General features: G+C 68.3%; 8 protein-coding genes. 5 read left to right on the top strand and 3 right to left on the bottom strand.

The window, feature by feature from the left end; translation table 11 throughout:
• The 4 genes from VF697_RS00825 to VF697_RS00840 form a co-directional block, all read left to right on the top strand.
• Positions 1-2,439, top strand: a 2,439-nt coding sequence (locus VF697_RS00825; protein ID WP_331091265.1) for a hypothetical protein, incomplete at its 5' end; no start/stop codon positions are given.
• A complete protein-coding gene (locus tag VF697_RS00830) occupies positions 2,439-3,101 on the top strand; it encodes a 2OG-Fe(II) oxygenase (protein WP_331091267.1) in 663 nt (220 codons plus the stop codon). The genes VF697_RS00825 and VF697_RS00830, both read left to right, overlap by 1 nt.
• The gene (locus tag VF697_RS00835; RefSeq protein WP_331091269.1) at positions 3,098-3,802 is read left to right on the top strand and encodes an SRPBCC domain-containing protein; all 705 of its coding nucleotides are present in this window, start codon (positions 3,098-3,100) and stop codon (positions 3,800-3,802) included. Before VF697_RS00830 ends, VF697_RS00835 begins: the two co-directional genes overlap by 4 nt.
• Positions 3,803-3,969: 167 nt before the next feature.
• Positions 3,970-4,596 carry a hypothetical protein gene (locus tag VF697_RS00840; RefSeq protein WP_331091271.1) on the top strand — a complete coding sequence of 209 codons (627 nt, stop codon included), beginning with the start codon at positions 3,970-3,972 and terminating at the stop codon, positions 4,594-4,596.
• 366 nt (positions 4,597-4,962) lie between these two features.
• Here the strand turns inward: VF697_RS00840 and VF697_RS00845 are convergent, their stop codons facing one another.
• The gene (locus VF697_RS00845; RefSeq protein WP_331091273.1) at positions 4,963-5,286 is read right to left on the bottom strand and encodes a hypothetical protein; all 324 of its coding nucleotides are present in this window, start codon (positions 5,284-5,286) and stop codon (positions 4,963-4,965) included.
• A gap of 140 nt (positions 5,287-5,426) precedes the next feature.
• Between VF697_RS00845 and VF697_RS00850 the strand changes: the two genes are divergently transcribed.
• Positions 5,427-5,636, top strand: coding sequence for a hypothetical protein (locus VF697_RS00850; RefSeq protein ID WP_331091274.1), 210 nt, complete (start codon positions 5,427-5,429; stop codon positions 5,634-5,636).
• Positions 5,637-5,720: 84 nt separating this feature from the next.
• Here VF697_RS00850 and VF697_RS00855 read toward each other — a convergent pair whose 3' ends face one another.
• Complete coding sequence (locus VF697_RS00855) at positions 5,721-6,251, bottom strand: hypothetical protein (protein ID WP_331091276.1); 531 nt, start codon at positions 6,249-6,251, stop codon at positions 5,721-5,723.
• Positions 6,252-6,543: 292 nt separating this feature from the next.
• Positions 6,544-12,078 carry an Ig-like domain-containing protein gene (locus tag VF697_RS00860; RefSeq protein ID WP_331091278.1) on the bottom strand — a complete coding sequence of 1,845 codons (5,535 nt, stop codon included), beginning with the start codon at positions 12,076-12,078 and terminating at the stop codon, positions 6,544-6,546.
• Between the last annotated feature and the right edge of the window lie 46 nt (positions 12,079-12,124).

Raw genomic sequence — 12,124 nt, forward strand, 5'->3', positions numbered from 1 at the left:
GCGAGCGCGGCGCGCGACGCGGTGGCGGGGCTCCCCCAGGACACGCCGAGCTTCGTGCGGACGCAGCTCGCCGTCGGAGCCGCCAACCTGCGGGCACAGCAGCTGAGGGAGACGTCCGCCCTGGCCTTCGCCAACGGCACGGACGGCGCGTCGATGCCGCTCGACCAGGCCCAGGCCCAGGCCGAGACCGCCCGCACCGAATCCCAGGCCGCGCAGGCCAATGCCGCCAGCGATCCGCAAGCCGCCGAAGCCGCCGCCAACAGCGCGCTCGAGGCCCAGCAGCGCGCGAACGAGGCCGCCCGCCAGCAGAACGCTCCCCCGCCCTACCCCGAGGCGGATCTGGTCACGGATGCGGTGGACGCGAGCCGTCTGCCCCCGGATCAGCAGACGAAGCTGTTCGGCGCTCCGCTGTCGATCCCTCCCGAAGTCGCGCTCGAGCGGGACCGTCAGGCGATCGCCAACGCGCCGGACCCGGCGGCCGCGACGTTGGAAATGGAACGCCAGCTCGAGCACGCGAGCCCCGAGTACCGCGCGCAGCTCCTCGCCACCCAGGAGGCACAGACCGCCCTGGGCGGCCTCGCGACCTGGGTGCCCGAAACCGCGGAGGGCTGGGAGCGGCACCAGCAGGCGGTGGAGGGGATCGTCCGCCTGGGCGACACGATGGGCGTGGAGCAGGCGCGGCTCCTGACGGACCCCATCGCCCGCGCGTGGGAGAACGACGGCATGGTGAACGAGCCGTTCACCAACGCCATCCGCTCCGCCATGCACCAGACGCCCTCCGCGGTGCTGGGCCTCTCGCTCGAGCAGTCCTTCCTCGCCGCGGGCAAGGAAGGCCCGGCGATCAACATCCAGAACTTCAACCATGAAGTCCTGATGGCGATCGACTCGCAGTTCGACTCCGTCTCCGAGGACGTGAACGCGGCGCAGCAGGAGCTCTACACGTACCTGGAGGAGTTCGGCCCGACGATGACGGCCGAGCAGCAGCAGGCGGCCATCGACAACCACATGCGCGCCAACCAGGAGCTCTACTCACGCTGGGAGAAGCTCGGCGGCGCCATGAGCACGTCGATGACGGCCCTGGGCTCGCTCGGCGCGACGGCGGAGGACCACCCGTACGCGGGACGCGCCTTCGAGATGACCGAGTCGCTGCCACAGCTCGGGATGACGAAGGCCGGCAGTCAGTACCTCGAGGACGCCATCACCCGGCAGTCCAACGGTGAGGTGACGCTGCTCGAGCTCGCCCAACACGTGGACAAGGCGAACGGCTGGGGCGACAAGGTAGCCACGCTGCTGGTCGCCGCGACGTCGCGTCGCGCCTCCGCGCTGGTCGAGGCTGGCGACGTCGAGGGCGCCAAGCGCGTCATCGAGCAGCTGAAGCTCAACGAGGGGCTGCTCCAGGTCAACGGCGCGGCGCTCGACGAGACCATCACCAGGCTCAACAGCCTCCTGGATCCCCGGTCGGGCGTCACGGCGGCGCAGGCGCAGGCCGAGCTCGAGCAGACGTTCAAGGACATCGACTCGAAGCTCGGGCTGGATCCCTCCCACCCTGTCTCGCGTGCGCTCAAGGGGATGGGCTTGGGCCTCGGAGTCGTCGGCGCCTACCAGGGCCTCGTGGGGATGCAGGACCCGTCCTTCGAGCAGTTCGTGACGTGGACCATCGAGAACGGGCAGCTCGGCGCGGACGGCGCGTTCGCCGCGATGGAGCTGATGGGCCGCCCGGTGAGCGAGGCCGCGAAGGCCTGGACGGGCCGCGTGTTCGGTGGGCTCGGCGTGGCTCTCGATGGGTGGAAGGCCTACCAGGAGTGGCAGAAGGGCGACTACGCCGAGGCGGGCTCGCACGCCTCGATGGCGGTGGGTGGCGCCGTCCTCCTGCTCGCGGGCGCCAACCCGGTGGGCCTCATGGTGGGCACGGGCCTCGTCCTCGTCGGAGGCATGGCCAAGATGGTCTTTGACTCGGGCGACGCCGAGAGGGAGGCGCGCGAGAAGTTCCTGAAGGGGGCGGGCGTGCCGGAGGCCGCCATCCCCACGCTGGTGAACGCCGAGCCCGGCCGCATCGAGGAGCTCCGGGCCATGGGCTTCACCTATGACCAGCTCATCACGCTCGCGCAGTCGGCGCCCACCCTCTTCACCGAGAGCGAGGGCGAGGCCGGGACGATCCAGGGGCTCGAGGAGATGCAGCGACAGTTCGGCCTGAACGGCACTCAGATGTACGGGCTGCTCGACACCGTCATCAAGGCCAACCCGGGGGATCCGGCGGCCGCGGTCGGCCAGTTCGTCATGAACGCCGGTGGCGTGGGCCAGGGCGGGTTCATGCCCACCACGCGCGAGGGCTGGATCCAGAAGTACCAGGAGCAGCTCGCCGGGCTCGATCCGAACTATGACACCGAGCAGATCGCGACGGTCAACGCGGTCATCGCGTACCTGGAGTCCCTGCCGTAATGACTGCTCCCATGCGCTTCCAGCCGCCCTGGAGCGGGGCCTTTCGCCTCCAGACCTTCGTAAACCGCACGCCCGACGCCTTGCCCGTCGACGCCACCGAGGCCATCCGCTCCGCCATCCTGGGCTCCTCGCTGCTCGGCGAGAACAACCTGACGGACCAGTTCTCGGGCACCTATGGCTTCTCGGTGACGTTCCGGCGCGAGAGCGTTTCCGAGGTGACGGCCCGGTTTCCCTCCTTCGCGCCCTTCCTGGAGGCCGCGCTGCTGCCGGGGTGCAACGCGTTCCTGCTCAACCCGCTCCTCATCCAGAATGGGCGCGGGGTGGAGGCCCACCTGGATCGCAGCATGGAATTCTACGCATCCGGCATCGGCAGCCCGATCGCGGTGAGCGTGCTCTACGTCCAGGTACCGCAACAGCTCGCGGGAGGAGAGCTGCGGCTGTATCACCGGGGCAAGCAGGTGGCGGCACTGGCTCCCAGGCCGCGCTCGCTGGTGACGTTCCGGGGTGACCTCACGCACGAGGTCGTGGCAGTCGAAACCGGGGCCGCGATGCTCTCGGAGGCGCGCATCAGCCTGGTGGTCGAGCAATACCGCGTGCCGGAGGCCCTGCTGGCGAAGGTGCCTGCCCTGGAGCTGAGGACCCGGATGGGGGCGCTGGAATGAGCGAGTTGGCAATGGAGTACTGGGTCGCCCAGGACCCGAAGCAGGTCTCCCTGGCCATCGAGGACCCTTTCCAGATGCGGCGCTGGTACGGGGCCCCACCGGGCGGCGCCCGACTCGGGGAGGAGGGCGGAGACGAGGTGGGCGAGCCGTTCCGGGTGAACCTGCTCGATGCGAAAGGCACTCCCTTCGCGCAGCTCGGCCGCCTCCTGGCCGTGTCCCCGGGAGAAGGCTTCACGCTGGAGCTGGCCTGGGAGGGAGGGAACCTCGGTCGCGAGACGACCCGCGTTTCGTTCATGCTCCGCCCCGCTGAGGGCGGCACACGCATCGAGCTTCGCCAGGGCCCGTTCTCGAGCCAGGAGTCGCTGGAAGCACACCGGGCGTACTGGGAGGCCAACCTGGGGCGCCTGGCCCGCGTCGTCTCCGGGGAGGCCGTGCCCTGCTTCGAGGAGTTCTGGGAGGAGTCGAGCGGCTTCGTCGAGCCGCTCGGCATGGCGGCCTATGCGGTGCTCGCCGGCCTGAGGGAGGCCGGGGCGGCGCCCGAGACCCTCGCCCAGCTCGAGGAGACGCTCTACGCGCACCTCGCGCGCCTGCCCGAGGAAACCGCGAAGGTGCTCGGGGAGGTGCTTCGCGCGCGCCTCAATGGCGCCATTCCAAGCGCGGAAGGAAGACAGGAAGACGGAGGAGCGCGTACCGCCCGTTGAAGGCCTGGATGGGCGTGGGCAGGTGGGTTGCGGCCAGGACATGAGACGCTTTGTCAGCCCCAGGACGGGTGAGTCCGCTCGACCTTTCGGGCCTCCGCGTGGGCAAGCAGCTTGATTCGCGGTCGCGGCGCCCCTGCGCCCACGCGAAGCAATCCATGGGAGAAGGCATGTATTCCGTCCAAGGATTTTCCGGCTATCACCTGTGCCTGACGTCTTATCCCTCCGAGGATTACTGGTCGGATTGCGGCATCGGTGATTCCGTCTCGGTTTTGAACAACTTCACGGAAGAGGACTGGCGGGAATTGGCAACGACGTGGATGGACCAACCGGCGTCTTGGCGGATTCGATGTGCGCAGACCCTCCATGCTTCTCCGACCGAGCGGGTGGGTTCCATCCTGCTCGCCATGCTGACCGATCCCGAGGGCGAGGTCGTGGTCGAGGCGGTGCAATCCCTTCAATTCTTGGATCTCGAGGCCCTCGCTATTTCATCAGACGACGTCGCAAGCCTGTTGGCCGCCTACGATAGAGTGGGCCATCTGGATAGAGAGGCCTTTCGTGTCTTGTTTCGAGAGCTGCTGCTGATCAGGCTGCGTGACAGCAAGGACGAGGCCGTGGTCGAGGCGGTGAAACTCCTCGAGTCAATGAAACTCCACGGAGTGGATGAGTTGACCGGTGACGTCGCGAGGCTGTTGGCTGTCCATGACACCTTGGCTCCCTTGGCGGGGATTTTCTTGCGCACCTTCCTTCAAGTGATGCCTGTTCAGGGTAATCCGTGGAGCACGGTCCGTCCCTGAGTCACCCGCTACCGGGAAGGTGTCAAAGGACTCGTTCCGGCTCGGCTGTGTGTATCCAGGGCGCTGACTCGGCGGCCTCGCGGCGCGAGCGACGCCGGCCGTGAAGTTGGCTGGACTGGAGCCACGGCCCGTTTTTCGCCTGACGGCCTGGAGTCGACTTCACTTGTAGACGTCTACAAGTGATGTGGCATGAGAAACCACCTCTCACCACCTTGCTTGTAGACGTCTACAAGTGAGCCGCGCCAGAGCCTTCATTCCGCAATGCACGGCGTGGGAGCCAAGTGTCCGTTTCAAGTCTGACACCTTTCCGGCTAGCGGAGGAGCGCAGGTGCATCCCGACAGGCCCCTGCGTCCTCTCAGCCACGTCTACTGGACGAAACCCACTCCGCGACGGCAGATCTGGTTCTGGTCACAGTAGTAGCCCGTCGGGCACAGGCCCTCTTCATCACACGACAGAACCAGGAGACCCACTCCGCGACGGCAGACCCAGCCCGGGTCGCAGTAGTAGCCCGTCGGGCACAGGCCCTCTTCATTACACGACAGAAGCTTTTGTTCGACCTCTCCATCCCGCGACTCGCGGATGCCCGGCTCCGACACCTCCGCCGGCTCCAGGGTCTCTTCCGTACCACCACAGGCGCTCACGGCCAGTGCCACTGCGAGGAACGCTGCGCTCAGCCATCGGCTCTTCATGTATTGCTCCTTGTACGCATTCGCGGGGAGCGGTCGTAGACTCCCCGGTGCAGCATTGAGTGGGTGTTCGGCTCGTCCCGAGCTCACTTTCGTGGGGCCGAGCAGGTCCCCCTCGAAATGATGAGCTGACGTGGCGCAAAATGATGCAGAAATTCGGGCGCTTCTGCACAGTCCGTGGGTTGGAGGACGGACCGACCGGGCAGCAGAGCGTAAACCGCTCACGGAGAGACGGCGGACGTAATGGGTTCCGCTGCACCATCAACGAGGCGAAGCAGGGCACGTACTACGTCCTCATCAAGGGCTACACGGCCGACTTCGGCACCACCTACACGATGAGTTCCGGCCAGTAATCCTGAGCAACACCGCTGTCCTCACTCCGGCGCGGCCGACCTTGCTGGCAGCCGTGCCGGTTGTGTGTTCAGACCCGGGGCGCGCTACGGAACGACCTCGCAGCCGCAGCCGCACTGGTCGAAGAACCCCTGGGTGTTCCCCTCGCAGATGAAGGTGATGGCGGCGCACGCGTCGGGATCCCTCGAGACGTACGTGCGGTTCGGGTCGTTGTAGTCACAGGCCGGCGGCCGCTTCTGGCAGCCACAACCACACTCGTTGGAGAACGGGACGTAGCCCTCCTTGCAGGTGTAGCGGATGAGGGCACACTGGGCGGGGTCGCGGGAGACATACTTGAGGCCCGGTTCCCGGCCCGTGCAGGCGGCGGGGGTCTCCCTCTGACAGGTGCCCGCACAATCGGCGCCACCCTGGTCCGGGTCACAGCTGTCGTTGGGATCGTCGATGCAGGCATAGCCCTCGGAACAAGGGGTGCCGGCGAAACCACCGCAGAGATCTCCCTCTGCATGCTGTTGTTGGATCCCTATCTCTTGCTGGGCCTCGGCAGTGGGAGCGCAACCCGTGCCACAGAGCGCCGCGCCAATGACGAGGACACTGCACCACATCAGACGAATCGACATCTGGAACCCCCTCTTTTGGACTGCGCAGGAGGATGCGAGTGGGGATGGCAATCCGGAAGCAGAGCAGCAAGCAGGCAAGGGCTCCTCTGCTTCCGGGTGTGACCAGGGTGCCACCCGCTGTTCACTGGAATGACGCAGGGCGCCAGCACGTGAGGCGCGACAGCCCACGCCCGTCGCTAGCACTCTCGCGGACGCTCCCCGCCCCTCCTCCTCCACCCCTCGGTTCCAGCCATCCCCCTCAACGGGGCCCCCTCCCGCCTCTACCCCAGGCGCGGTTCCCGGGTCCGAGGGGTCAGTTCACCTTCACGGAGACGGGCGCGGACGTCGTGACATTGCCCGCTGCGTCATACGCCCTGGCCGTCAGGGTGTGCGTCCCCTTGGGCACGCCCCCCAGGCTCCAGCTCACGCTGTAGGGCGCCGTGGTGTCGGTGCCAATGACGCTGGCCCCGTCGTAGAACACCACCTGGGTGACGCCCCTGTTGTCACTGGCACTGGCCTGGAGCGTGGTGCTGAAGGTGAGGAAGGAGAACGAGGTCCCATTGGCCGGCGAGGTGATGGCCACCGTGGGCGCGGTGTGGTCCACCGTCACCGTGCGGCTCGCGGACACGCTGACGTTGCCCGCCAAGTCGTAGGCCCGCGTGGTGAGCGTGACGGTGCTGCCAGTGGACAGGGCCGTCGTGTCCCAGCTCACCCCGTACGGCACCACGCTGGCCGTGCCGAGCAGCGCCCCGTCCGCGTAGAACTCCACCCGCTCCACGCCTCCAGCGTCGCTGGCGGTGGCACTGACGGGGACGGTACCCCGGACAGAGCCGTTCTGCGCCGGAGCGCTGAGGGCCGTCACCGGCGCGGTGTTGTCCACCGTCACCGCCACTTCGGCGGAGGCGCGCGCATTGCCGGCGCCGTCCGTGGCCTTCACCGTGAGCGTGTGGGCACCGTCCGCCACGCCCGCCGTGCTCCAGCTCAGCGTGTAGGGCGCGCTGGTGTCCGTGCCGAGCAGCGTCCCGTCCGCGTAGAAGTCGACCCTCGCCACGCTTCCGGAGTCGCTGGCGGTGGCCTCGAGCGCCGCGGTGCCTCCCAGGAACGTCCCCGGCACGGGTGACGCGAGCGCCACGTCCGGCAGCGTGTTGTCGACCTCCACCTGGACCGCGGCGGAGGTGGTGACGTTGCCGGCCTTGTCGTAGGCCTGGGTGATGAGCGTGTGCACCCCGTCCGCCACGCCGGTGCTGTTCCAGCCCACCACGTACGGCGCCGTGGTGAGCGTCCCGAGCAGCGTCCCGTCCGCGAAGAACTCCACCTTCACCACCCCCAGGTTGTCGCTGGCGGTGGCGCTGACCGGCACGGAGCCCCGAACCTGGGCGTTCTGCGCCGGAGCGCTGAGGGCCGTCATCGGCGCGCTGTTGTCGACAGCCACCGGCTGCTGGGCGGAGGAGCGCATGTTGCCGGCGATGTCGAAAACCTTCGCCACGAGGTTGTGGTGACCGTCCAGCACGAGCGTCGTGTCCCAGTCCACCACGTATGGCTCCGTGAAGTCCGTCCCGAGCAGTGTCCCGTTGTCGTAGAACTCGACCCGCTCCACCCCCAGGCTGTCGCGGGCGATGGCGGTGAACGGGACGATTCCCCGGACGTGGGCGCCGTACGCGGGAGTGCTGACTCCCGCCGTCGGTGCGGTGTTGTCGATCGTCACCACCACCCTGGCGGACGTGCGCACGTTGCCGGCGATGTCGAAGGCCTTCACCTTGAGCGTATTGGCACCGTTGTACGTGGACGTGGCGAGCGTGTTCCAGCTCAGCGTGTAGGGCGCGGTGGAGTCCGTGCCGAGCAACGCATCTTCATTATAGGCCTCGACGTAGAACTCGACCCGCGCCACCCCCTGGTTGTCGCTGGCGGTGGCCGCGAGCTCGACGGTGCCCCGGTGGTACGTCCCTGGCCCGGGAGAGGTGAGCGCCACGTCCGGCAGGGTGCTGTCCAGGGTCACCACGACCGGGGACGAGGTCGCGGCGTTGCCCGCGGTGTCGTAGGCCTTCAGGGTGAGCGTGTGGGCTCCCTCCACCACGCCGGAGGTATTCCAGCCCACCTGGTAGGGCTCACTGGTGTCGGTGCCGATCAGCGTCCCATCCACGTAGAGCTCGACCTTCGCCACCCCATTCGTGTCGCTGGCAGTGGCGGTGACCTGGACGCTCCCACCGACCAGGGCATTCCGTGCGGGAGCGGTGATGGCCGTCGCCGGCGCGGTGTTGTCCACCGTCACCCAGACTCCGTCGGAGCTGCGGACGTTACCGGCTCCGTCAAAGGCCTTCACGGTGAGGGTATGGGCGCCCTCCCCCACTCCCGAGGTGTTCCAGAACGTCGCATGGGGCGAGGTGGAGTCCGTACCGATCAGCGTCCCATCCGCGTGGAACTCGACCCGCGCCACCCCCACGTTGTCACTGGCGGTGGCCTCGAGCAGGACATTGCCCCCGACCACCCTCCCCTGCACGGGTGAGGTGAGCACCGCCGCGTCCGGCGGGGTGCTGTCGATGTACACCACGACCGCCGGAGAGGTGGTGGGGATGCCATCGGTGCCGTAGGCCTTCGCGTTGAGCGAGTGGGCCCCTTCCGCCACGCCGGTGCTGTCCCAGCTCAGCTCGTAGGGCGCGCTGGTGTCCGTGCCGAGCAGCGTCCCGTCCACGTAGAAGTCGACCCGCGCCACGCCCTGACTGCCGGTGGCCATCGCGGCGAGCGGGACCACTCCCGTCACGTACGCGTTGCTGGAAGGAGCGGTGAGCGCCACCGTCGGGCCCACCCCCACCGCGAAGGCCACGTCGTCATGGTCATGGCCGCCGGTGCCGCACGCCGTCTTGGGGGAGCTGCCCGTGCGGTACCGGGCACGCACCGCCTGCAGCCCGCCCATGGGCAGCGTGTACTCCATCGAGAGGACCTGGTCCCCCGTCGCGCCCGGCTTCAGCGTGGTCAGGTACGTCCACGAGGGGCTGGTGGCATTGCCCGTGGAGAACAGGTCGAGCTCGTCCGCGAGGGAGCTGGCGTTGAGGTAGACCTCGAGCTGGACCCGCCCGCCCTGCGCGAAGCGCTCGCCATCCACGCTCGACAGCTTGATGCGGGTGAGCTGCGGCCCGAGGTAGCTCGAGCCATCCGCACAGGCCGCGTTGAGGGTGTTGGGCCCGCCGTACGGCTCCCCAGCGCTCCGGCCCTTCACGAGCCCCGTGGTGTCACAGACGGAGTCCGGCGTGGCGCACTTCGGGACGCGGAGGACCGAGTCGTAAGCGGCGCCACCGGGCTGGTCCGTGGTCACGATCATCTGGGTGCCCCAGACCTCGTTGTTCATCCCGTCACGAGACCGGGTGTTCACCGTGTGGGTGCCGTTGCTGAAGAAGCGGGTATCCCAGTCCGTGCCAAAGGGCGCCGTCGTGTCACTCACCAGCAGTCTGCCGTCCACGTAGAAGTCGACCTGGGCGACCCCGGCGCCGTCCGTGGCCTCCGCCAGGAGCGGGACCACCCCCGTCACCGTCGACCCGCTGGCCGGCGAGGTGATGACCACGGCCGGGCCCGCGTTGTCCACCGTCACGGCCACCCCCGTGGACGTGGCGGTGTTGTAGTAGGTGTCCATGGCGCGCACGCTCAGGACATGGCTGCCCTCCGCCGCGCTCAGGGTGTTCCAGGAGTAGCTGTAGGGAGCGGAGTAGTCCCTCTCCAGCACCGTACCGTCCAACAGGAACTCGACCCTGCTCACCCCGGACGCGTCGGAGGCGTTCGCGGAGATCGTCACCGTCTTGGAGATCCTCGCCCCGCTGGCGGGCGCGGTGAGCGAGACGGACGGCGGCGTGAACTCGGGCGAGTAGCGCACCCTCACCTGCGCCGAGGTCCCCACGTTGCCCGCCGCATCGTAGGCCCGGGCGGTCAGCACGTAATCGCCGACGTATTCGTTCTGCGTATTCCAGAGGTAGCTGAAGGGCGCGGAGGAGTCGGAGCCGAGCAGCATGGAGTTTCTGTAGAACTCGACCCGGGTGACGCCCTCGGGGTCCGTGGCATTCACGGTGAGCGTCACCGACGCGGTCAACTGGGCGCCATCGGAGGGCGCGGTGAGGGCCACCACCGGCACCGACAGATCATTGTGCGCCGTCACCGTCAGGGGCTGCGAGGTCACCTCGTTTCCAGCCAGGTCGCGGGCCCGGGCCGTCAAGGTGCGGCTGCCGTTCGGGCCATTGCGGCTGTTCCAGCTCACGCTGTACGGAGGCTGGGTGTCCGTGCCGAGCAGGGTCTGCCCGTCGAGGAAGTCCACGGCCACCACCCCGAGGTTGTCGCGGGCCGAGACCGTCACCGGGACGGTTCCGGTCACCGTGGCGCCCGCGGCGGGAGCGGTGAGCACGACCTCGTCCGGTGGAACGGTATCCGCCTCCCGCGGGCCCACCGGGAAGACCAGGTCATCGCGCTCGGTGACGGGCCATCCCTGGGCACATGGCTCGAGGATCGAGTACGTACCGAAGACCGCGCGAACGGCCTGCAGGCCGCCGGTGGGCAGGACATACTCCGCCGAGAGCGTCTGAGCCCCCTTGGCCGTGGGCAGGACGGTGGTGAGGTACGTCCACGCGGGCGCCCCGGTCGCGTTCGCCGTGTAGTACAGGTCCAGCTTGTCCATGCTGAAGCTGTACGTCGAGGCAAACACGTCGACCTCGATGCGGACCCGCTTCCCGGTGGCCATGGGCGTGCCGTCCTCCCGGAACACCCGGAGCCGATGGATGGTCTCCTCGTACTCGTCGGTCCCGTACATTCCGTCGAGGCATCCGTCCAGCGTGTTGGGCGTGTTCTGCTCGCGCACTCCCCGGTACCCCGAGGGCCGCGCCCGTCCCCGGACCAGGGTCCGGGAGTCACAGAGCGCCGCCACGCCGTCGCACCGGGGCACCCTCAAGGCCGAGTCGTAGCGCGCACTGACCGGGTTGCTCACCTGCACGCTGACGCCCTCGCTCCACTTCTGGTTGCCCACCGCGTCCCGGGCCATGGCGGACAGCGAGTGGCCGCCGCTGAACACCTGCGTCGAGTCCCAGGAGAGGGCGTAGGGCGCCGTCGTGTCGCTCCCGATGAGAACGCCGTCCACGTAGAACGACACCTCCGCCACGGACTGGTCGTCGCTCGCGGTCGCCTCGAGCGGGACGAGGCCGCTCAAGGCCGCTCCGTTGGCCGGCGAGGTGAGCACGACCTGGGGAAGGACGTAGTTGTTGTCCACCACCACGTTCACCGTGCTCGAAAACGAGGCGTTACCGCCCATGTCATAGGCCCTCACGCTCAGCACGTGCGGTCCGTTGGACACCTTGCTGGACCCCTCGCGGGTGTTCCAGCTCACGGTGTATGGCGGGGCGGAGCTGTCAATGAGGATGTCATCCACCCAGAAGGCGACGTACGTCACGCCCCGATCATCGCTGGCGCTGGCCTCGAGCAGGACCGTCTGGCTCACGGTCGCGCCATCCATGGGCGTGATGAACGCCACCTGCGGCGGCACGTAGTCGTTGTCGATCAGCACCTGGACCGGGGCCGAGGTGGAGACGTTGCCGGCCGCGTCATATGCCCGGGCGGTGAGGGTGTGCGGCCCGTTGGACACCGTCCGGGTCGCCCAGCTCACCGAGTATGGGGCGCGAGAATCGGTGCCGATCAGGGTGGCGCCGTCGTACAGCTCCACACGCTGTACGCCGAAGTTGTCGCTCGCCTCCACGGTGACGGTGACGACGCGCTCGAGCGTGGCGCCCTCCGCCGGCGAGGTGATGGCCACGACGGGCGGCGTGGCGTCCGTCTCCTGGCCCACCGCGAGAACGAGGTCATCGTTGTCGGAGACCCACACCTGGTTCGACGACAGACAGGGAACAGGAGGAGGCGGGTTGGCCCCG

Source organism: Archangium sp., assembly GCF_036388035.1.
In the GTDB taxonomy this organism is placed as follows: Bacteria; Myxococcota; Myxococcia; order Myxococcales; family Myxococcaceae; genus Archangium.